Genomic DNA, 23,203 nt, shown 5'->3' on the forward strand with positions numbered 1-23,203 from the left:
ATATGAAAGCATTATTAGATACCAATATTATAATACATAGAGAAGCTGGGCGTGTTGTGGAACAGGATATTGGTATTCTCTTTCGATGGTTAGACAGAGCTCAGTACACCAAATGTATACACCCTATAACCATCCAAGAAATTCATAGAAATCCAAATAAAGAAACAGTACAAGCGTTCATGACTAAACTTGACAGTTATGAGCAAATCAAGTTTCCAACGCCGTTACAGCAAGATGTAAAAGCCGTATCTGATAAGTATGACATAAACCAAAATGATATTAATGATTCACTGCTACTAAATGAAGTTTTTGCAGATCGTGTTGATATCCTAATTTCAGAAGACAAAAAGATTCATTTAAAAGCGAAAGAACTTAATATATCAGATCGAGTATTTAAAATTGACTCCTTTCTTGAGAAAATATTTTCAGAACACCCTGAACTTATTAATTATAAGGTTTTAAATGTACGTAAAGAATATTTTGGACAAATCAATCTTAATGATCATTTCTTTGATAGTTTAAAAGAAGACTACCCTGGTTTTGAACACTGGTTTATAAAAAAATCTGACGAAATAGCTTATGTGACAATAAATAGGGATAATAACCTGATGTTGTCTTTTCTTTATTTAAAAATTGAAACTGAAGGTGAAAACTATTCTGATATCATGCCCGTATTTGTGCCTAAAAAAAGATTAAAGGTTGGTACGTTCAAGGTTATCAATAATGGTTTTCGTTTGGGTGAGCGCTTTATGAAGATAATTTTTGACAATGCCTTAGCTAATGGAGTACAGGAAATTTATGTAACAATATTTGATCATAGAGAGGAACAAAGACGGTTAATAGAATTGATGGAACAATGGGGGTTTTCCTATTGGGGATTGAAAAGAGGGGAACGTGTATATGTAAGAGATTTTACCCCGACATTCGACATCAGTTATTTAAAGGAAAACTATCCTTACATTTCCAGAAATAGAAACATCTATATCGTTCCTATTTACGAGCAGTACCACACAGAATTGCTTCCAGATTCCATTCTTAATACAGAATCACCTTTAGAGTTTATTGAAGATTTTCCGCATCGTAACGGCATTAGTAAAGCATATATTTCAAGGGCAATGCTACCACATCCATCAACCGGTGATTTACTGGTTTTCTATAGAACTGGAGGCTATTACAAAAGTGTAGTTTCTACCATAGGTCTGGTACAGGAAGTAATTTATAATATTGAAACAGAAAGTGATTTTATTAAACAATGCAGAAAAGGCAGCGTGTTTCCAGAAACAGAATTAAAAGCAATGTGGAATTATAACAAAAATTCAAGGCCCTTTGTCATTAGGTTTTTATATGTTTACTCATTCCCACATCGTATCAATATGCAGCGATTAATTGAATTAGGAGTATTGCAAGGCATTAATGATGCACCGAGAGGATTTAAGCCTATTACAAAGAATCAATTTGAATTAATATTAAAAGATACAAGGAGTAATGAAAGTTTTATTGTCGATTAAGCCTGAGTTTGCTGATAAGATATTTGCAGGAACTAAACTTTTTGAATTCAGGCGAACCATTTTTAAAAACAAAGACGTTAAAAAAGTTGTGGTTTATGCTTCGTCCCCCATTCAAAAAGTTATTGGCGAATTTGAAATCGACTTTATTATTAAAAATAGTTTAAATGAACTTTGGCATCAAACACAAGAATTTTCGGGTATAACACAAGAGTACTTTTTTCAATATTTTTCCAACAAGGAAGAAGGATTTGCAATTAAAATAAAAAATCAAAAGAAGTATAAGCAACCCAAATCATTAAAAGAAGATTACAACCTGTTACCACCCCAGTCTTTTATATACCTATAGCTATTAACTATTTTCTGTAATCTTCCTATAAAACACTTCTCCAACCTCGTAATTTACCTGCCCTACATGTAGGATACATACTACATCTTTTATTGGTTTGCTATAAAAACAATTATGGCAAACAAAACTTCTCCAATTCTTTTCAGCAGGCTAATGTTTTTACTAAAGAGCGTGGGCTTGGGATAAGGAAGGGTTTAAATTTCTCAAGTTGACCTCGCCTAAACTTTACAGATTTCGGGACCTTCTTGCCCTTCTCCTTTGGAGAAGGGTTGGGATGAGGTCAACCTGTTATTATTATCATCCCTTTATATCACCCAATTTTTGTTTATGCAAAAGAAACCCTACACTACATTGTTTTTTGAGAGCATACTTCAAAAAGAACAATATCATGCTCTGCTGTCATGGCAGCAAAAAACAAAAGGCTGCCTGCTGCTGGCAAAGCTTACCGCACCTGCTGATGCAGTGCCCTATTGTATTTTTAAATACAGTGCTTCCGGCAACTTTTCCATACTGGCCAACAGCCTTGCAGTGCACACTTCGTACAACCATTGCTTTATATACCGCCGCAATATGGCCTGGTTGAGTTACCGGAAAACTGAAAACAAATTGTATTATAAAGGCAATGCCGAAGCCCGCAGCAACATGCTCCGGTTTTTAACAGCAGGAAAGCTCAGAGCAAAACTGGGGCTTGATTTTCTTACCGAAACAGATGTATCGTTTGCCGGGCAAAGCACTGCTTTGCTGCATAAACTTTTTGCTAAAGAAATAACGGCGCAAAGCACTGCCTGGAAATTCTACCTGCAGCACTGCTATCATGTTGAAGGTAATATTGACTACAAATCGGCGTACCGGCTGTATGGCATTGTAATGAAATTAACAAGCCAGCAGGAGCGAAGAAATTACACCGAACTATTCTTTAAAATACTCTGTACTTCCAATAACCTGCAGCGGGACATAAGGCATTTTTGCAGCGATAAAAAACTGCGCCGCACATTAGTACAGATGGAGGAGTTTATCAACAATAGTTTTTTGATGCATCGAAAAGTAAACTATACCCTTTCCCAAAGCCGCCTGGAAGAAACCTATGCCCTGCAAATGCAAGACCTGCTGCATATAAAAATAAAGAACGGGCTGGAACAACCGGGACCGCTTATTCCATTTTTACCGGCCACTATGGAATTCACTTTTGGCGGCCTGGCTTTTTACCTGCTGAATGATGCTGCAGTCTTTCATGAAGAAGGCCTGGCTATGCGGAATTGCATTTTTGAATGTTCCGCTTTCAGGAAGAATACAATGAAAGGGGAAGCACTGTACTTTTCCGTGCGCAGCACGCAGCACACGCATTTAAGAGGAACGCTGGAAATATACATCAATGAACATGCACCACTGCTGCACCAGTTTAAATCAAGGCTGAATGAATATGATTTTCTTCATCCCGGTAAAAAGAGTTTACCGTTTGGTGAAGCCTTCCTGCACACCACCCGCAGCTTTATTGAAAGCAGCGAAATGCGCAGCTTCTTTTACAGCATATACAAACATTTTAAAAGTGAGGAAGAGCAGCTTTGAAATGAGGGCTTTTAATAACGGCATAATTTAAGTTGATAAACATCCTATTTACGGTTTCCCGTATTTTTTGCAGGCTGGATGGAAATAACTTAACACGGTTTATAACTGCATTGCTACAGCCAGTTTAAGCATTGGTTTGTACTGGTAAAATAAATAACTTTGGTTATCTAACGAAGCTTAATGTAAACCCGGACTTTAGATTGAATAACTGCTGAGCTTGAAATAGTCCAATGTAAATTACAAAGCGTAGAAATAAAAAAGCCCCGTATTGTAAGACGAGGCGCTTAATGTTTTCACAACGGAATAATCCATTATTGTGAATTGCTTTCGACAACAAACGTAAACCATTATATTAAATGAACAAAAAAATTTTAGGCCTTGATTTAGGCACGACCTCCATAGGTTTCGCCAAAGTTATTGAAGATGAAAACCACCAAAACTCTTCTGTTGAACTGATTGGCGCCAGGGTTAACCCGCTTACCACAGATGAACAAAATAATTTTGAAAAAGGCAAACCTGTTTCTGTCAATGCAGATAGGACCTTAAAACGTGGCATGCGACGCAGCCTTGACAGGTACCAGCTTCGACGCAATAATTTGATTGAGGTATTAAAAGTTAATAAAATCATCAATGATGATACAAAACTTGCGGAGGATGGCAAAGGCACAACGCATTCTACGTATGCCCTGCGTTCTTTGGCAGCAACAGATCAGATAGGATTAGAAGCGTTTGCAAGGGTATTGCTGGCCATTAATAAAAAACGTGGCTATAAAAGCAGCCGCAAGGCGAAAAATGATGATGAAGGCCAGGTTGTAGACAGCATGGGTGCGGCGAAAAGATTATATGAAGACAATCTTACACCTGGTCAACTGGCCTTTCAATTACTAAAAGATGGAAAGAAATACCTGCCGGATTTTTATCGTTCTGACCTTACTGCAGAATTGGATAAGGTCTGGAATTTTCAGCAACAATTCTATCCTGAAATTCTTACAGAAGAATTTAAAAAACATTTAGAAGGTAAAGGCCAGCGCGCAACATCGGCTGCGTTTTGGGGGCAATACAAGTTTAATACAGCCGAAATAAAAGGAACACGCGAAGAAAAGAAGCTAAAGGTTTATGAATGGCGGAGCAAAGCGCCGAACATGCAACTTGCCAAAGAAGAAGTTGCCTACGTAATTACTGAAATCAATAACGATCTTAATAAATCCAGTGGCTATCTCGGGGCTATTAGTGACCGGAGCAAGGAATTATTTTTCAATAAACAAACCGTTGGACAATACTTGTTTGAACAACTGCAACAAAACCGGCATACACGTACAAAAGGACAGGTTTTTTATCGACAGGATTACTTAGATGAATTTGAGCAGATATGGGAAACACAGGCAAAATTTTATCCTCAGCTCACCGCTGCCCTAAAGGAAGAAATCCGCGATATTATAATTTTTTACCAACGAAAGCTTAAATCACAAAAAGGTTTAATCAGCTTTTGTGAATTTGAAAGCAAAGAGATTGAAACAGAAAATAACGGGCAGAAAATAAAGAAACGTATTGGCTTGCGTGTAGCGCCGAAATCTTCACCACTATTCCAGGAGTTTAAAATATGGCAGGTTTTGAACAATCTTCAATTCCGCAATAAAGAAACCAAAGAATTATTCTTCCCGGACTTAGATGCCAAACAACAATTATTCAATGAACTAAATATTAGGGGAAATATTTCCGTTTCAGATGCAATAAAAATATTAGGGTATAAATCAAAGGATTGGGAAGCCAATTACAACATACTTGAAGGCAATCGCACCAACAAATTTTTATACGATGCTTATTTTAAAATAGTAGAGCAGGAAGGTTATGATGAAGACTTGCTCAAGCTTACAGGAAGCGATGAAATAGATGTTTCCAAAATAGACAAACCTGCAGCCGAGATTCAAAAAATGGTTAAGGATATTTTTGAATTGTTAGGGATTGATACGAATATCCTGGACTTTGATGCAGAGTTAGATGGAAAAGAATTTGAGAAACAAGCTTCTTACCAGCTATGGCATTTATTATATTCAGCAGAAGATGATAACAAGAAATATAGCAGCGAAGATATTTTTACTTATGGCAATGATAATATTAGTTTAAAGAAAAAGCTTTGTAGCAAATTTGGCTTTAAACCGGAGCATGCCAAAATATTAGTGAATATAACATTTAGTGATGATTACGGAAACCTAAGCAGTAAAGCCATGCGCAAAGTGTATCCGTTCATGAAAGAATTAACTTATGATAAGGCATGTTTTGAAGCCGGCTACAGGCATTCGGCATCATCCTTAACAAAAGAAGAAATTGCAAGCCGACCTTTAAAACCACGATTAGATTTATTGAAGAAAAATGTACTGCGCAGTCCCGTGGTAGAAAAAATCCTCAATCAAATGATAAACGTAGTAAATGCATTGATTGATGAAGAAAACAAAAAAAGAAAAGCAAATGGTTTACTGGAAGATTTCCATTTTGATGAAATACGCATAGAACTTGCCCGCGAGCTGAAAAAGAATGCAAAGGAGCGTGCAGAAATGACGAGCAATATAAATGCAGCCAAACTGCTTCATGAAAAAATCATTAAAATATTACAAGCTGAGTTTGGCGTTCCTAATCCAACAAGAAACGATATCATTCGGTATAAATTATACGAAGAATTAAAAAACAATGGCTACAAAGACTTATATACCAATACTTATATACCGAGGGAAATTCTTTTTTCCAAACAAATAGATGTAGACCATATTATTCCGCAAATGACTTTGTTTGATGACAGCTTTTCAAACAAAACCGTGATATTCAGAAAAGACAACCAGGATAAGGGTAATAAAACAGCTTACGACTATATTCTTGAAAAATACGGCGATAAGGCTGTTGAGGATTATGTAAACCGCCTTACGAGTTTATTTGAATTAGGTAAGAAAAATAAGGAAGAAGGAATTAGTAAGGCTAAATTTCAAAAACTTCAAAAGAGGCAAACTGAAATCGGAGATGGTTTTATTGAAAGAGACTTGAGAGAAAGCCAGTACATAGCAAAAAAAGCGAAAAATATGCTTTTGGAAATTTGTCGCAGCGTAGTTTCTACAACCGGTGAAATCACTGCAAGGCTGCGTGAAGACTGGGGCTTGGTTAATGTGATGCAGGAAATCAATATGCCCAAATTTCGTGCTTTGGGTTTAACCGAAATGATTGACAAAAAAGATGGCGGCCAGAAAGAACGCATTACAGACTGGAGCAAACGCAATGACCATCGTCATCATGCTATGGATGCGCTAACCATTGCTTTCACTAAACATAATCATATACAATATCTTAACCATCTTAATGCAAGAAAAGATGAAATAAGCAAGTGGCACCCTGTCGTCAACAGAATAGAAGAAAAAGAAACCGAATTGGTGTATGACGATTTAGGTAACCGAAAAAGAAAGTTTAAAGCGCCAATGCCCAACTTTCGTGAAGTGGTAAAGGAACATTTGGAAAATGTGCTTATATCACATAAAGCCAAAAATAAAGTTGTTACTAAAAACAAGAATAAAACAAAATCAAAAACCGGCGAAAAAGTAAAAACAGAACTTACACCAAGAGGCCAGTTACACAAAGAAACCGTGTATGGAAAATATCATTATTATGAAAGTAAAGAAGTAAAAATAGGAACTGGTTTTGATCAGGCAACAACAGCAATGGTTGCCAATCCTATTTACAAAAAACTTTTACTTAAACGGCTTTCCGAAAATAATAATGACCCTAAAAAAGCATTTGGCGGCAAAAACGCCTTAAACAAAAACCCGATTTATTTGGATGAGGCTAAAAAAGAAGTATTGCCCGAAAAGGTAAAACTGGTATGGCTTGAAAGCGATTATTCCATTCGTAAAGATGTAACGCCGGAAAACTTTAAGGATGCAAAAACAATCGAAAAAATATTAGATGCAGGAATAAAACGCATAATGCTGAAGAGGCTGGAAGATTATGGCAATGACCCTAAAAAAGCATTCAGCGATTTAGAAAAAATTCCTATATGGTTGAACGAAGCTAAAGGCATAGCAATAAAAAGAGTAACGATAAGTGGCGTAAAGAATGCAGAGCCGTTGCATTATAAAAAAGATCATTTGGGTAATTTTATTTTGGATGAACAAGGTAAGCAAATGCCTGTAGATTTTGTAAGCACTGGAAACAATCATCATGTTGCTATTTATCACGATGCTGAAGGGAATTTGCAGGAAAGGGTTGTATCCTTATTCGACGCAATAAGGCTGGTAAATGCCGGTGAACCAGTTATAGATAAAACCTATAATGAGGGAATCGGCTGGCAATTCTTATTTACCATGAAACAAAATGAAATGTTTGTCTTTCCAAATGAGAAAACAGGTTTTAATCCAAAAGAGATTAATTTGTTAGATCCAAAGAATAGAAAGGCAATAAGCCCGAATTTGTTTAGGGTGCAAAAATTAGCAACTAAAAATTATATGTTTCGTCATCATTTAGAAACAAATGTTGATGAAAAAAAAGAGCTTGTAAATTCAGCTTATATCAATATTAGAAGCACTTCTCCTTTGAATAGAATTATAAAAGTTCGAATTAATCACATTGGGCAAATAATTTCAATAGGAGAGTATTAAGCTAATTTAAAGATAAGCCGAAACAAACCCCGAGGGTTTTAAAAACCCTCGGGGTTTACAACACCAAATAAAACGTTTATGATTAAACGCACCATCTGCATAGAAAACCCTTGCCATCTTAAATGCCGCAATATGCAGATGGTGGTGAATTATGAACATATAAAAGGTTATGAAAACCTTTCCGAAAAAACAGTGCCGATTGAAGACATCGGCATACTGGTGCTGGAGCATCAGCAAATTACCATCAGCCATTATTTACTGGATAAACTGGTAGCTAACAATGCCGCCGTTATTACCTGCAACGAAACGCATCATCCCAGCGGCATGATGCTGCCGCTGGAAAGCAACAGCATTCAAAGCGAAAGGTTCAGGGCACAGATAGAAGCCACCGGGCCGCTGAAAAAACAACTCTGGCAGCAAACCATAAAAGCCAAGCTCAGCAACCAGGCCGCTGTTTTAAAAAAATGGGGCATCCGGCATAATTATCTCACCAAACTGGCGCAGGATGTAAAAAGCGGCGATGCCGGCAACAACGAAGCCAAAGGTGCTGCGTATTACTGGAGTCATTTATTCCCGGATGCCTGGCAGTTTTTCCGCAAACGCGAAGGCCCGCCGCCTAATAATTTATTAAACTATGGTTATGCTATTTTAAGGGCTACAATGGCAAGGGCGATAACAGGTGCCGGCTTGTTACCGGCGCTGGGCATATTTCACCGCAACCGTTATAACGCCTACTGCCTGGCAGATGATATGATGGAACCTTACCGCCCTTTTGTGGATGTGATTGTAAGAAGCATTATAGATAAAACATCGTCGGTGGAAAACTTAACACAGGAGCTGAAAGTGCAGTTGCTGAAACTTCCAACCATAGATGTATTATTAGGCGATGAAACCAGCCCGCTGATGATTGCCACGCAAAGAACAGCAGCATCGCTGGCAAGGTGTTATACAGGTGAACAACGGAAACTGTTGTATCCTGAAATGGTTGATAATGGGTAATGGATAATTGAGAATTGACAAACCCTTTTTATGAAAGAGAATATAGTTAAACAGAAAAGCTATGCTTTTGCCATCAACATTGTCCTTTTGTGTAAAGATTTACAACAAACCCAAAAAGAATTCATTCTCAGCAAACAGTTGCTGCGTTCAGGAACAGCAGTAGGTGCGTTGATACGGGAAGCAGTGCTGGCAGAAAGCAAGGCAGGTTTCATACATAAATTATCTATTGTATTAAAAGAAGGAAATGAAACGGGATATTGGTTATACCTGTTTAAAAGATACGGGATACATTATCCCGGCAGGCTTCAATTTAATAATAACGGGTATAAAGGAATTGTTCCAGTTATTGACAAGCATAATTAAAACCGCAAAACTCAGTTCCAAATAATTGCCAATTATCCATTGTCAATTATAAATTGTCAATTGTCAATTAAAGTGAAATCCAATCGCCTAAATGCATATCGTATTATGTGGGTATTAGTTTTTTTTGACCTGCCTACAGAAACCAAAAAAGAGCGGAAGATATACGCCGATTTCCGCAAAAAGATCCTGCAGGACGGGTTTGCCATGTTCCAGTTCAGCATTTACCTGCGGCATTGCAGCAGCATGCAAAATGCAGAAGTGCATATAAAACGGGTAAAGAAAATTTTACCTGAAAAGGGCCATATAGGCATTATGACCATTACCGATAAGCAGTTTGGGATGATGGAAGTTTTTTATGGGAAGAAACTGGCTGAACCTCAAAATAGCCCCCAACAATTAGAACTATTTTAACGTGAGTTCGGGATAAGAAATATTTAAACCTGAATTACCAAATTAAAGATGACTGCAAATATAAAACGCTTCGAACGTCATTTCGACGATAGGAGAAATCTCCTGAGATTTAGAGGGTTTGAATAATATCTTAAAATTTTTCAATTTCTACATATTCACCCAAATTTAGATTTATTGAATTGATCAATTTTTCTTTCTTTAACCTGTCCACTTTTTTATTTGTTTTCTTTCAGGATTGCTTCTTCTATTGAAAAAGTTTTTATAATACACACAATATTCAAGGTCGTATTCAATGCTCCTTCGAAATGACGGTCACTGACTAATCTTATCCCGAGCTCACGCTATTTTTAAGTAAATTATTGCAAGGCACGGAGTAACCGGGATGCTTAGGAAAGTAAAAACCCTGTGAACTCAAACTGCCCACAGGGTTTTAAACTCATTTTTTCATTCCTGTTTTTCTTTGAAACCCTTTATGGGTAAGGCTTTCGGCTTAAACTGTTGTATTCAAAGATCACAAGAATAAAGTTTGAAAGCAAATCACAACAGGGGCTTGTGCCGGTGTGCTTATATACATGTTGTATTCAAAGATCACAAGAATAAAGTTTGAAAGCAAATCACAACTTTCGCCTAACGTCTCAACCAGCTTCTGCAGTTGTATTCAAAGATCACAAGAATAAAGTTTGAAAGCAAATCACAACATGACAAATATGTGGACGTTCCTTCGATTAGTTGTATTCAAAGATCACAAGAATAAAGTTTGAAAGCAAATCACAACATAAAACGGGCGCTAAAACTTCTTTTAACGTTGTATTCAAAGATCACAAGAATAAAGTTTGAAAGCAAATCACAACCCTTGCTTCGGCCTGCTTTCCTCTAAATCGTTGTATTCAAAGATCACAAGAATAAAGTTTGAAAGCAAATCACAACTGGTTGCTCTGGCTGGGAAATATTACCTGGTTGTATTCAAAGATCACAAGAATAAAGTTTGAAAGCAAATCACAACGCCGGTGTTTTCGTCTATATCCTGGAAGATGTTGTATTCAAAGATCACAAGAATAAAGTTTGAAAGCAAATCACAACGGCTTTCTATTTCGTTGGCAGCTTCTTTGGTTGTATTCAAAGATCACAAGAATAAAGTTTGAAAGCAAATCACAACTGGAAAAACCAATGGGCCAAACGTGATGAAGTTGTATTCAAAGATCACAAGAATAAAGTTTGAAAGCAAATCACAACGCAATTGCTGATTTGGTTGAAAGCGGCATAGTTGTATTCAAAGATCACAAGAATAAAGTTTGAAAGCAAATCACAACGGTGAGTATGCTTACTGTCTTTTCTGTTGGTTGTATTCAAAGATCACAAGAATAAAGTTTGAAAGCAAATCACAACATCTTTATTGCAAATGTTTTTTCTGTGTATGTTGTATTCAAAGATCACAAGAATAAAGTTTGAAAGCAAATCACAACATCGTATGTCGGGTTAAACGCAAAGCATTTGTTGTATTCAAAGATCACAAGAATAAAGTTTGAAAGCAAATCACAACTCCATCCTACAGGCTCCTTTTCTTCCGGTTAGGAAAACATCCTCCGGCGAAAAATTATCAGGCCCCGATACAGGCAGGAATTCATTTATCCGCAACACAGCCAAAAATTGAACGCTGAAAATGACAGCCTTATAAAATAAATAAGCGCCGTTTGCATACTGCTTCAGTACCACCATAATATCTCCCGGCATTTCCTTCAATAAAATAATCTGCCGATTAAATGAAAGCCATATTTTTGATGCCTTTGTATGATAGCATTTGTAAAAGGAAATTTTGTAACCAAACTGCCCTCGCAGGTAATTGTTGATGTAAACGGCGTTGGCTACGATTTGCAGATAAGCCTGAACACCTATTCGGCTATTGCAAATAAAGAAAGCGGGAAATTGTTTACTTACCTGCACATTACTGAAAATGCGCACACATTATATGGCTTTAATGATGTGGAAGAAAAAGAGCTTTTTTTACAGCTCATAAGCGTTTCCGGCGTGGGCGCTTCCACGGCAAGAATGATGCTGAGCGGGCTGAAACCGGAGGAGATCATCAGGTCGATAGCAAATGCTAATACTAAACAATTGGAAAGCATTAAAGGCATTGGCAAAAAAACAGCCGAACGCATTGTATTGGAACTGAAAGATAAATTAAACCGCCTGCAAACCAATTTACCACAATCTGCGTATTCACTTAATACAGTTGAGTCTGATGCCCTGAATGCACTTGTAGCTTTGGGGATTCAAAAAAATATTGCTGAAACAGCCATAAAAAAGGTACTTTCATCCGCCAATAACCTTTCAGTGGAAAACATTATTAAACTTGCACTCAAAAACTTATAGCTTATAGAGCAATTTTACCTAACCAGGCTACATAGAAATTGACAAAACTTCGCATTGCTGATAAACTCTTACTGATAATACTGCTGGTATTTTGCTTTTGCAACATGGCTGCTGCACAGGTTAAAGATACCACAGGTTATTCGCTGCACGACAGCCTGCATTATCCTTTGCAGGACAGGCGCGGCGACAGGTTTTCGTGGGACTATGCGAACCCTTTTGATATAAGAGATACTTCTTTCATTAAACAAAATATTGAATATGACCCCATTACCAATCAATATTATCTAACGGAAAAGATTGGTGATATTATTTACCGCAAACCCACTTACCTCACTTTTGATGAAATGTACCGCCTGCAAAGCCAAAAGCAGGAGAATGATTATTTTAACCGGCGCGGCCAGGCATTGCTCGATCTTAACCGTAAAATTTCACGCCCGGCGCCCCGTGTTTACGACAAACTTTTCGACAGGATGTTTGGCCTTGGCCCCAACGGTCTCAGGGTTGATATAAAACCGCAGGGCACCGTTGACCTCACCATGGGTTACCAGGGCCAGGTAATTAAAAATCCAACCTTGCCGGAAAATGCCCGCAGGAATGGCGGTTTGGATTTTGACATGAATACCAACCTGAACATTAATGCCAGCATCGGCGACAAACTTAAACTGCCCATCAGCTATAACACACTTGCCAATTTTGATTATGAAAACCAGTTAAAGCTCGATTATAAGGGTATGGATGATGAAATATTAAAATCGGTGGAGGCCGGCAATATTTCATTCCAAACCAAAAGCACTTTAATGACGAGCCCGCAAAGCCTGTTTGGCATAAAAACGCAGCTTCAGTTTGGGAAATTATTTATTACCGCCGCGCTGGCCAGCCAGAAATCGCAGCAGCAATCCGTGGCCTTGTCAGGGGGCGGTTTAAGCCAGACCATCAAGAAAAAGCTGGATGATTATGATGAAAACCGGCATTTTTTGCTGGCGCAATATTTCAGGAAAAATTATAATAATGCCATGAGCAACCTGCCGGTGGTAAACAGCCAGGTGCAGGTTATGCGCATGGAAGTTTGGGTTACCAACCGCACCGGCGCCACCACTAATACAAGAAGCATTGTTGGCTTCGCCGATTTAGGCGAAAGCGAACCTGCCAACAGTAATATTCATACCATAACCAATGATGTTTTGCCGCAAAACAATACCAACGACTTGTACACAACGCTGCTGGAAAATGCCAATTTCAGGGATCCTTCGCTGGTAAACAGTTTATTGATTGCAAGGGGCCTGGCGCCGGTGAATGATTTTGAAAAAACATTTGCCCGCAAGCTCGACTCTACGGAATATTACTACAATCCGCAGGTCGGCTTCCTTTCGCTGAACGTGCAGTTGCAGCCCGATGAAGTGCTGGGCGTAGCTTATCAATATACTTACAACGGCAAAGTTTACCAGGTGGGGGAATTTTCACAGGATGTTACAGTTGATTCAACACAGGGTGTACAAAAAGTGCTTTTTCTGAAACTGTTAAAAGCCACATCGCAGCGCGTGAACCTGCCTATCTGGCAATTAATGATGAAAAACGTTTACTCTATTGATGTAATGGGCATGCAGCAGGGCGATTGCAAACTCAACGTTTTATACCAGGAACCCAGCGGCGGTTTAAAAAGATACCTGCCGGTAAGTGATCCTGCAGTAGCAGGCCAGCCGCTTATCCAGATACTCCGTGCAGACCGGTTAAATAACCGCAACGACCCCCAGCCGGATGGTTTGTATGATTTTGTGGATGGCTTTACCGTTATTTCACAACAGGGTAAAATTATCTTTCCCGTTTTGGAACCTTTCGGGCAAGACCTGGCTGATCTCGCTTTCCAGGGCGTTGACCAGGATACTGTTAAGAAATACGTTTACTTCCAGTTATACGATTCCATAAAAGCAATAGCGCAAACCTATGCCAATCTTAACCGGTACGAATTGCAGGGAACGGTCAAAGGCAGTTCTAATACCGATATCTATCTCGGCGCATTTAATATTCCGAGAGGCTCGGTAACCGTAACGGCCGGGGGGCAGGTATTAACAGAAAACACGGATTATATTATCGACTATAACCTCGGCACATTAAAAGTCATTAACCAGGCGATCATTAATTCCGGGGTACCTGTAAATGTTCAGTTTGAAAACAATGCCACTTTTGGTACGCAGCAACGCAGCTTCATGGGATTGCGGCTTGACTACGTGGCTAATAAACATCTTTCTATTGGCGGCACTTTGGAGCGGCTGGCAGAAAGGCCTTATTTCACCAAGGTTAATTATGGCGAAGACCCGATACGCAACAGCATGTACGGTGTTGATTTCAGTTATCAGAATGAATTGCCGGGATTAACAAGACTGATCAATAAACTGCCTTTCTATAATTCAGATGCCACAAGCTCAATCACTGCTTATGGTGAAGCCGCCGTATTAAAACCCGGCCATCCTTCGCAAATTGGCAAAGGCAGCAGCGGGCTTGTTTATATTGATGATTTTGAAGGCGCTACCAGCAGCGTTGACCTTCGTTATCCTTTTATTTCGTGGACACTTGCTTCCACGCCAAGCTCATTCCCGGAAAGCCAGTTGATCAATAACCTGGATTATGGTAAGAACCGCGCCAAGCTTGCCTGGTATAATATTGAACCTATCCTTCAGGATAAATCGAGCCCCAATAATCCTTTGCGCGGTAATTTGAAGGAATTAAGCGATCCGCGTGTAAGGCAGGTTTATACCAATGAATTATTTCCCAACCGCACAACCAATATTACTGATGTAATTGCTTCAACATTCGATCTTGCTTATTATCCAACCGATCGTGGCCCTTACAATTTTGCTGATGATAAAGCCAATGTTGATGCCAATGGCAAGCTGCTTAACCCGCGCCAGCGCTGGGGTGGTATTATGCGCAGCCTCGACCAGACCGATTTTGAAACCGGCAATATTGAATACATTGAGTTCTGGGTACAAGACCCTTTCATTAAAGACCCTGCCAGCACCGGTGGTAAACTGTACATCAATCTCGGTAATATAAGCGAGGATATTTTGAAAGACGGGCGGCGGTTTTATGAAAATGGTTTGCCAACACCATCAATCCCTGCTATTACAGATTATTCAACATGGGCCAGGACGCCGGTGAATCCCATTCAGCTTACGCAGGCTTTCAGCAATGACCCCGACGACAGGAAATACCAGGATGTGGGCTTTGACGGCGAAGCAAATGATTCTGAAAGAGTGCAGCGCAGCACATATCTTGCTAATATCGCCAGCAATTTTGGCGCAGGTTCCCGTATTTACCAGGAAGCCGATGCCGATCCTGCCAACGACGATTACAAATGGTACCGCGATGCCGGCTATGATGCAGCCGGAACAGGCATTTTGGGCAGGTATAAAAATTATAATAATCCACAGGGCAACTCTCCTATCTATACCGGCACATCACAGTTTTCCCCGGCAGCCACTTTATACCCGGATAATGAAGACCTGAACAGGGATAATACGCTGAATGAAACGGAAGAATATTATGAATACGAAGTTGACCTGAAACCAGGCATGGCAGTAGGCAGCACTAAATATGTTACCGATAAAAAAACGGTAAACCCACGTTTAGCCGATGGGTCTTCAGCGCCGGAAGACTGGTATTTATTCCGTGTGCCGGTAAAAGATTTTACGAATAAAGTAGGCCAGATACCGGATTTTAAATCTATCCGCTTTATGCGCATGTACCTTTCCGGTTTTGAAGATTCCGTTGTACTGCGCTTTGCCACGCTTGATATGGTGCGTAATCAATGGCGTTCATTTACATACAACGTAGATACAACAGGCAGCTACACGCAAATTCCTTCCAACTCTCCCACTGTTATGAATCTATTGGCCGTGAACGTGGAAGAAAACAGCAACCGCCAGCCCATACCGTATGTTATACCGCCCGGCATTGAACGGGTACAGGAATTAAGCAATAACGGCGTAAACCTTTTGCAGAATGAACAAGCCATGAGCTTAAAGATCAATAACCTGCAAAAGAATGATTCAAGGGCTGTATTCAAAACGCTTAACCTCGACCTGCGGCAATACGGCCAGGTGGATATGTTCATTCATGCTGAATCGGGCTTAACGCAGCAGCCCGCATTGGCGAACGGGCAAATTGCGGCAGTTATACGCATTGGCCAGGATTTCCTGGACAACTATTATGAAGTAAAAATTCCTTTGCAAATCACATCATTTGGCAGCACAACCGCCCAGCAAATATGGCCCGATTCCAATAACCTTAAACTCATTTTAAATGATTTGGTTCAGCTTAAAATAAGAAGGAATGCAGCATCCAATAATATAACCCAATATTATTCTGAACAGGTGGGTTCAAGAAGATATGGCATTAAAGGCAATCCTAACCTTGGCGAAGTGGAAGGCATTTTAATCGCTATTGAAAATGAAACTGCTAATACTATCAGCACGGAAGTTTGGGTGAATGAATTAAGGCTTTCAAAGATTGATGAAAAAGGTGGTTATGCTGCATTAGGCAGGGTTGATATGCAACTGGCCGACCTGGGTACACTGTCGCTTTCGGCCAATACTTATTCTTATGGTTTTGGAAGCATTGACCAGCAGGTAAACCAGCGGGCCCGTGATAATATGTTCCAGTATGATGCGGCTTTAAATATTGATGCAGGCAAGCTATTACCGCAATCCGTGGGTTTATCCATCCCCGTTTATGCAAGCATCAATAAAACTATTTTAACGCCAGAATACGACCCCTACGATCTTGATATTCTTTATAAAGATAAGCTGAAAATGGCAGGCAACAGGAGGGATTCAATAAGAAAAGCTGCTGCTGATATTACCACTATTAAAACCATCAACTTTACCAATGTGCGGTTTGCACAGCGCGGAACAACAACAAAACTCTGGAGCCCAAGCAATTTTGATTTCAGTTATTCTTATACCGAATATGATCAGACCAATCCAACTATATCGCTTAACAATATAAAAACTTACCGCGCAGGTATTGGTTATACATTTAGCAATGCATCGAAATTCAAAGAGCCTTTTAAAAATCTCATTAAAAATAAAAGTGCATGGCTGGCGCCAGTAAAAGATTTCAATTTTAATTATATACCATCTTTATTAAGTGTTCGCTACGATATTAACCGGCAGTTTGGCATGTACGTGCCGCGCATTGTGAACACTTACGATTCCAAAGTAGAAAAGGTGGATACCACGTATGATAAGTATTTCACTTTCGACAGGTATTATAACCTGCGCTGGGATTTTACGCGGAGCCTCAACCTGGATTTTTCTGCCATAGCTTATGCAAGGGTGGATGAACCGTTTGGCAGGCTTAATACAAAAGCCAAGAAAGATACGGTGCGGCAAAACTTTTTTCATGCAGGCAGAAATACTTTATACCAGCAGCGGGCCACGTTAAGTTATAATATTCCTTTTGCAAAGCTTCCGCTTACGGACTGGATCAATGGACGCTACAGCTATGCCACTACATATAACTGGATAGGCGCCAGCTTACTGGCCACCAGTCTTGGCAACACCATTGAAAACTCGCAGCAAAACAGCCTTACAGCAGAGTTTGATTTAACAAGATTATATTCCAAATCAAAATTTCTTACTGCCGTAAGCCAGGTGGATGATAATACAGATACGGAAGCAAATCCCAATGACAGCATTCAGCCTCCAAAACCAAGGGCGGAAGTAATAACAGATTCTTCCGGCAATAAATTAAGAGGCATTGAAAAAAGGCATGCCTTGCAAAAATGGCGTCAGCAAAAGAGGGATTACCGTAAACAACAGCGGAAGAACAGGCAAACTACAGGACCAGCCGGTGCTGTAAAGGCTGTAGGCCACCTGGTAACCATGATTAAGCATGCGTCCATAAATTATAATGAAAATTATAACAGCCGTGTGCCGGGCATAACAAGCGGAACAGGATATTTGGGGCAGGACCAAAAAGCCAGCCAGCCTGGCTATGCCTATATTTTTGGCAAGCAGCCGGATACCAGTTGGCTGAATAAAAAAGCGCGGGAAGGCGTAATTTCAAAAGACACATTATTCAACCTGCTGTACACGCAGGATTACCAGCAGCAGCTGAATTTTTCGGCACAACTTGAGCCGCTCAGGGAATTTAATATCGACCTGAATATTCAAAAAACATTCTCCAAAAATTATTCTGAGTTATTTAAAAATCTTCCCACCGTGGCAGGCGGTGAAGAATTCAATCACTTAAGTCCGCTGGCAGGCGGTGGCTTCTCTGTCTCTTATATCAGTTTCCAGACATTATTTAAAAAGTCAAACCCGAACCAGATATCCAACACGTTTAAGAAGTTCCAGGATAACCGTTTGATAGTAGCCGGCAGGCTTGCCAAAGCAAACCCATACTGGGACCAAACTTACCAGGCCGATGGTTTTCCAACCGGTTATGGGCGTTATCAGCAGGATGTTTTACTGCCATCGTTTATTGCAGCTTACACAGGCAAGGATGCCGGTTCGGTTTCTTTGATCAATGAAAATAATTCAACCATAAAATCAAACCCGTTCAGCGGCGTACGCGCATTACCTAACTGGCGTATAACTTATACCGGGTTAACGAGAATTCCATCTCTGGCCAATACATTCAGCAATATTACCCTTACGCACGGTTATACCAGCACTTTCAGCATGAACAGCTTTACCAGCGCATTATTATATTATGATCCGCTGCATCTTGGCCAGCCTGCTTTCAAAGACACCGTTTCCGGGAATTACATTCCCTATTTCCTTATTCCTAATTTAACCATACAGGAGCAGTTTGCACCATTGATTGGTTTTGATATTACCACCAACGAGCAAACGTCATTAAGGTTTGAATATGCAAAAAGCAGAACGCTGAGTTTGAGTTTATATGATTACCAGTTGAGTGAAGTAAACAGCAGTTCATTTTCGTTTGGCGGCACCTTCCGGCAAAAGGGTGTGAACATGCCGTTTAAATTGCCTTTTATAAAAGCTGATCCGGATAAAACAGATCTTAATATAAGCCTTGATTTATCGTTCAGGAATGACCTGCAAACCAACAGCAGGCTTGACCAGCCGGCGGCCTACAGTACGGGCGGGCAAAAAACAATCAGCATACAACCTAATATTGATTATTTAATTAATAACCGCATTGATCTTAAATTGTATTTTGAACAGCAGCGCATTATTCCATACATATCCACATCGGCGCCGATTATTAATACCAGGGCAGGTATTGAAATACGTATATCAATAGCGCCAGGTAATAATACAGGCAATTAATAGGGTTACTTTTAAAAATTACCTATAAAAATAAATCGGGATATAAAGGGCCACCGGGGTTAACGGCATACGTTGATAAATCCGTTATGTTTTCGGCTTCCAATACTTTTTCATCAATAAAATTATTACCGGTGCATACCGCGGCCGCTTTGCTTAAAATATAAAAAGCGGCATCAGCCACTATTTCAGGTTTGCGGCTCATTTGTATTAATGTATCACCTCCCAATAAATTCTTAACCGCAGCCGTGGCAATGGTAGTAGCCGGCCAAAGCGTATTGGATGCGATATTATACTTCCTGAATTCTGCAGCCCATCCCATTGCCAGCATGGTCATATTGTATTTGCTTATGGTGTATGCAATATGTTTATCCAGCCATTTTTCATCCATGTTTATTGGTGGCGATAATGTAAGTATATGTGCATTGGCTGATTTTTTTAAATAAGGAAGACAATGTTTGGTCACAAGAAAAGTACCGCGAACATTTATATTAAACATTAAATCAAAACGCTTTGCTTCGGTCTTTTCTGTATCGGTTAATTGTATGGCCGATGCATTATTTATAACTATATCAATACCGTTAAAAGTTTTTACTGCTTCTTCAACGGCCTGTCTTATTTGTTCCTCATCACGAATGTCAACTTTTACGGGCAGCGCATTGCCGCCGGCCGCTTCTATTTCTTTTGCCGCCGTATAAATAGTGCCGCCAAGCCGTGCATCTTCTTCAACCGTTTTTGCTGCCACAATAATATTAGCGCCGCTTTCAGCAAGTTTTAAAGCAATGGCTTTTCCAATGCCCCGGCTTGCGCCGGTAATGAATATGGTTTTGTTTTTGAATGATGGCATACATTTTAATTGACCATAAAAATAAAGATTTATAATTCCGTAAATTAGCAGTATGGAAAGTATGTTGCACCCGCCGAGAACAGCGTTGGAATTATTTAAAATACTTCCCGAAGGAACCCGTTGCCAATTAATAGACGACCATATAATTATGTCACCCTCCCCCATTTGGAAGCACCAGGATATTGTTAAGATTATCCTCTTCCGTATAGAAAGCTACTTGAGAAAAAATCCTGCAGGGAAAGTATTAAGCGATGTTGATATTTATATCAACGAAAAAAATGTTTACCGCCCTGATATATTTTTTGTGGCGGAAGAACAAATGGATATTTTGGGTGATGACGGCTATGTGCATGGCGCGCCGCACCTGGTGATTGAAGTTTTATCACCGGGCACATCCAAATATGACAAAACAAAGAAGAAAGAAATTTATGCAGAATATGGTGTAAAGGAATACTGGCTTATCGATCCACAAACGCTGCAATGCACTGGTTTTGTAAATGAAGGCACATCTTTCAAATCGCTTCCATCTTCACAGGGTTCTTTTACTATTGCTTTACTTGACATTGCAGTGAACCTACAATCCTAAAAAATTTTTCACAGCGGCTTCAGCTTCTTTACAGGCATCTTCCAGCTTATCATTAATAATTATTTTATTGAATTGTTGTTTAAAGCTCAATTCAAACACAGCTTTATTTAAACGTGTTTGCAGGCTTTCCAGGCTTTCCGTACCGCGGGAACTCAATCTTCTTTTCAATTCTTCAACAGATGGCGGCTCAATAAAAATGGTAAGGCAATTTTCATCAAACTGTTCAAACACATGTATGGCGCCTTTTACATCAATATCAAGCAACGGTACTTTGTTTTCATTCCACATACGCCCCAGCTCGCTTCTGAAGGTGCCATAAAACTTTCCTTCATACACCATTTCCCATTCCAGAAAATCATCATCCTGTATTTTATTATGAAAGTCTTCCTCAGTAATAAAATAGTAATCAACGCCATTGGTTTCATTGCTGCGTGGCTTTCGCGTGGTGGCCGAAACCGAGAAGGCAAGCTGTGGAATTTTATCCAGTAAATATTTAGTGACTGAAGTTTTGCCGGCGCCGGATGGCGCTGTTATGATTATTAATTTGCCTGTGTATTCAGCCATAAAAAAAATTGGCGTGCAAAATACGCTAAACAGTTATTTTTGCAGCCCATTAATCTATAACCCTTTATAAAAATTTGACTCCGTAGCTCAGTTGGTAGAGCAGCTGACTCTTAATCAGCGGGCCCAGAGTTCGAGTCTCTGCGGGGTCACCGGAAAATCAAAGGTCGCTGAACAGCGGCCTTTTTTATTTAGCCCAAATAACTGTCCTGATTTTTAAACGTATTCCAGGTGATTATCAATTTGTTATAAAGTCGTTTCACAGCAGGCTTTCATTCCGGCGCTTCCAATTTTTTTTGCTGACCAATTTTTGAGTGCTGCTGCCTGCCCTTCTTTGATGATGAATTTAACTTTGAAGCTTGTTTTAACCGTTCTACCTGGTGCAAAGCCTCCGCATAAGAGATTTCTTGCTGCGAGCAAATTACCTGTAGCGCCAGGGATGACCTTTCCTGAAATGATGCAGAAGTATTTATGGCAAAATATACTTTTTTAAGACGGTATTGCCGGCAATGCCAAACCATACCTCCTAAAAATTATTTAAGGGATAGCCGTGCAAACTTTTCCACTGCTCATCAAAAATTTAACGCCAGCCTAAGCCCGGTGCCACATACTTTAAAATGGAAGACAGTACATGTATATTGTAATCAACGCCTAATGTATTGGGTATGGTTAAAAGCAGCGTGTCTGCCTCCCGGATGGCTTCATCTTCCGCCAGCTCTTTTATAAGCTGATCTGGTTCCGCAGCATAACTTCTTCCAAAAATAGCCCGCTTGTCTTGCTCAATCATTCCGATTGTATCGGCCCTTTTCGCCTCTTGCCCAAAGAAATAACGGTCCTGGTCTGTTACCAATGCGAAAACAGAACGGCTTACAGACACCCTTGGCTCACGCTGGTGCCCTGCTTTTTTCCACGCTTCTTTATACAACCTTATCTGCTCAGCCTGCTGTACATGAAAAGGTTTTCCGCTTTCATCATATTTCAACGTGGAGCTTTGAAGGTTCATTCCATTTTCGGCTGCCCAAACAGCAGTAGCATTAGAAGCCGCTCCCCACCAGATACGCTCCCGCAATCCTTCTGAGTATGGCTCCAGCCTTAGCAGTCCCGGCGGGTTTGGAAACATTGGATATGGATTAGGTTGGGCAAAACCAATGCCTTTCAGCTTATCCAGAAATTCCAGGGCTTTACGGCGTCCCATATCAGCATCGGTTTCTCCGGCTGCCAATTCATATCCGAAATAACGCCATCCATCAATTACCTGTTCCGGCGACCCCCTGCTAATACCCAATTGCAGCCTTCCCCGAGATATTAAATCGGCAGCGCCGGCATCTTCCACCATATAAAGCGGATTTTCATAACGCATATCAATAACACCTGTTCCAATTTCTATTTTGCTTGTTTTAGCGCCAATAGCAGCAAGCAAAGGAAACGGAGAGCCTAACTGCGCTGCAAAATGATGTACCCGGAAATAAGCGCCGTCCAGCCCGATTTCTTCGGCAGCTACCGCCAGATCAATAGACTGAAGCAATGTATCACTTGCGCTACGGGTTTTATAAGCTGGATGGTTAGCCCAATGCCCAAACGATAAAAATCCTATTTTCTTCATACCTTTTTTGCATCCTTATTTTTGAGACAAACATGAAATGTAAATATAGTTCTTACAAGATTTACAAATGCGCCGGGTAAACTGCTGGCAAACGTTTAATTGCCGCTGCATACA

General features: G+C 39.9%; 13 protein-coding genes, 1 tRNA gene and 1 CRISPR repeat array. Of the genes, 11 read left to right on the forward strand and 3 right to left on the reverse strand.

Going from position 1 to position 23,203, the window contains the following annotated elements:
- Positions 1-2 precede the first annotated feature (2 nt).
- The 9 genes from BM015_RS09020 to sov all read left to right on the forward strand — a co-directional run bounded on the left by BM015_RS09020 (position 3) and on the right by sov (position 19,495).
- Positions 3-1,508 carry a hypothetical protein gene (locus tag BM015_RS09020; RefSeq protein WP_090657496.1) on the forward strand — a complete coding sequence of 502 codons (1,506 nt, stop codon included), beginning with the start codon at positions 3-5 and terminating at the stop codon, positions 1,506-1,508.
- Complete coding sequence (locus tag BM015_RS09025; protein WP_090657499.1) at positions 1,486-1,854, forward strand: ASCH domain-containing protein; 369 nt, start codon at positions 1,486-1,488, stop codon at positions 1,852-1,854. The genes BM015_RS09020 and BM015_RS09025 overlap by 23 nt, the downstream gene beginning before the upstream one ends.
- A gap of 327 nt (positions 1,855-2,181) precedes the next feature.
- Positions 2,182-3,420 (forward strand): hypothetical protein, encoded by a 1,239-nt coding sequence (locus BM015_RS09030; RefSeq protein ID WP_090657500.1) that lies wholly within the window; start codon positions 2,182-2,184, stop codon positions 3,418-3,420.
- Between the two features lie 356 nt (positions 3,421-3,776).
- Positions 3,777-8,054, forward strand: a complete 4,278-nt coding sequence (gene cas9, locus BM015_RS09035) for a type II CRISPR RNA-guided endonuclease Cas9 (protein WP_090657501.1) — start codon at positions 3,777-3,779, stop codon at positions 8,052-8,054.
- A 78-nt stretch (positions 8,055-8,132) separates the two neighbouring features.
- Positions 8,133-9,053, forward strand: a complete 921-nt coding sequence (gene cas1, locus BM015_RS09040; protein ID WP_090657502.1) for a type II CRISPR-associated endonuclease Cas1 — start codon at positions 8,133-8,135, stop codon at positions 9,051-9,053.
- A 30-nt stretch (positions 9,054-9,083) separates the two neighbouring features.
- Positions 9,084-9,416 carry a four helix bundle protein gene (locus BM015_RS09045; RefSeq protein ID WP_218148462.1) on the forward strand — a complete coding sequence of 111 codons (333 nt, stop codon included), beginning with the start codon at positions 9,084-9,086 and terminating at the stop codon, positions 9,414-9,416.
- A 105-nt stretch (positions 9,417-9,521) separates the two neighbouring features.
- On the forward strand, positions 9,522-9,827 hold the full coding sequence (gene cas2, locus BM015_RS09050) for a CRISPR-associated endonuclease Cas2 (RefSeq protein ID WP_090657504.1): 306 nt from the start codon (positions 9,522-9,524) through the stop codon (positions 9,825-9,827).
- Positions 9,828-10,324: 497 nt separating this feature from the next.
- Positions 10,325-11,367: a CRISPR direct-repeat array (repeat unit 47 nt; unit sequence GTTGTATTCAAAGATCACAAGAATAAAGTTTGAAAGCAAATCACAAC).
- 248 nt (positions 11,368-11,615) lie between these two features.
- Complete coding sequence (gene ruvA, locus BM015_RS09055) at positions 11,616-12,197, forward strand: Holliday junction branch migration protein RuvA (protein ID WP_090657505.1); 582 nt, start codon at positions 11,616-11,618, stop codon at positions 12,195-12,197.
- A gap of 104 nt (positions 12,198-12,301) precedes the next feature.
- Positions 12,302-19,495 carry a T9SS outer membrane translocon Sov/SprA gene (gene sov / locus BM015_RS09060; RefSeq protein WP_090657507.1) on the forward strand — a complete coding sequence of 2,398 codons (7,194 nt, stop codon included), beginning with the start codon at positions 12,302-12,304 and terminating at the stop codon, positions 19,493-19,495.
- A 22-nt stretch (positions 19,496-19,517) separates the two neighbouring features.
- Here the strand turns inward: sov and BM015_RS09065 are convergent, their stop codons facing one another.
- Positions 19,518-20,339, reverse strand: coding sequence for an SDR family oxidoreductase (locus BM015_RS09065; RefSeq protein ID WP_090657509.1), 822 nt, complete (start codon positions 20,337-20,339; stop codon positions 19,518-19,520).
- A 52-nt stretch (positions 20,340-20,391) separates the two neighbouring features.
- Between BM015_RS09065 and BM015_RS09070 the strand changes: the two genes are divergently transcribed.
- A complete protein-coding gene (locus tag BM015_RS09070) occupies positions 20,392-20,925 on the forward strand; it encodes a Uma2 family endonuclease (protein WP_090657511.1) in 534 nt (177 codons plus the stop codon).
- Here the strand turns inward: BM015_RS09070 and gmk are convergent.
- The gene (gene gmk, locus BM015_RS09075; RefSeq protein WP_090657513.1) at positions 20,914-21,489 is read right to left on the reverse strand and encodes a guanylate kinase; all 576 of its coding nucleotides are present in this window, start codon (positions 21,487-21,489) and stop codon (positions 20,914-20,916) included. The genes BM015_RS09070 and gmk overlap by 12 nt on opposite strands.
- A 76-nt stretch (positions 21,490-21,565) precedes the next feature.
- Here gmk and BM015_RS09080 point away from each other — a divergent pair.
- Positions 21,566-21,638 (forward strand) — tRNA-Lys (locus tag BM015_RS09080).
- Positions 21,639-22,066: 428 nt separating this feature from the next.
- On the opposite strand, the gene BM015_RS09090 is transcribed toward BM015_RS09080, so the two are convergent.
- Positions 22,067-23,089, reverse strand: a complete 1,023-nt coding sequence (locus tag BM015_RS09090; RefSeq protein ID WP_090657517.1) for an LLM class flavin-dependent oxidoreductase — start codon at positions 23,087-23,089, stop codon at positions 22,067-22,069.
- Between the last annotated feature and the right edge of the window lie 114 nt (positions 23,090-23,203).

The sequence above is a fragment of the Parafilimonas terrae genome (assembly GCF_900115755.1).
GTDB classification, from domain to species: Bacteria; Bacteroidota; Bacteroidia; order Chitinophagales; family Chitinophagaceae; genus Parafilimonas; species Parafilimonas terrae.

Excerpts from the sequence above, each read along its gene's own strand:
- BM015_RS09070 (WP_090657511.1), top strand. The coding sequence starts at position 20,392 with ATGGAAAGTATGTTGCACCCGCCGAGAACAGCGTTGGAATTATTTAAA.
- BM015_RS09030 (WP_090657500.1), top strand. The coding sequence starts at position 2,182 with ATGCAAAAGAAACCCTACACTACATTGTTTTTTGAGAGCATACTTCAA.
- BM015_RS09090 (WP_090657517.1), bottom strand. The coding sequence starts at position 23,089 with ATGAAGAAAATAGGATTTTTATCGTTTGGGCATTGGGCTAACCATCCA.
- cas1 (WP_090657502.1), top strand. The coding sequence starts at position 8,133 with ATGATTAAACGCACCATCTGCATAGAAAACCCTTGCCATCTTAAATGC.
- BM015_RS09045 (WP_218148462.1), top strand. The coding sequence starts at position 9,084 with ATGAAAGAGAATATAGTTAAACAGAAAAGCTATGCTTTTGCCATCAAC.
- BM015_RS09020 (WP_090657496.1), top strand. The coding sequence starts at position 3 with ATGAAAGCATTATTAGATACCAATATTATAATACATAGAGAAGCTGGG.
- gmk (WP_090657513.1), bottom strand. The coding sequence starts at position 21,489 with ATGGCTGAATACACAGGCAAATTAATAATCATAACAGCGCCATCCGGC.
- cas9 (WP_090657501.1), top strand. The coding sequence starts at position 3,777 with ATGAACAAAAAAATTTTAGGCCTTGATTTAGGCACGACCTCCATAGGT.
- cas2 (WP_090657504.1), top strand. The coding sequence starts at position 9,522 with ATGTGGGTATTAGTTTTTTTTGACCTGCCTACAGAAACCAAAAAAGAG.
- sov (WP_090657507.1), top strand. The coding sequence starts at position 12,302 with ATGGCTGCTGCACAGGTTAAAGATACCACAGGTTATTCGCTGCACGAC.
- ruvA (WP_090657505.1), top strand. The coding sequence starts at position 11,616 with ATGATAGCATTTGTAAAAGGAAATTTTGTAACCAAACTGCCCTCGCAG.
- BM015_RS09025 (WP_090657499.1), top strand. The coding sequence starts at position 1,486 with ATGAAAGTTTTATTGTCGATTAAGCCTGAGTTTGCTGATAAGATATTT.
- BM015_RS09065 (WP_090657509.1), bottom strand. The coding sequence starts at position 20,339 with ATGCCATCATTCAAAAACAAAACCATATTCATTACCGGCGCAAGCCGG.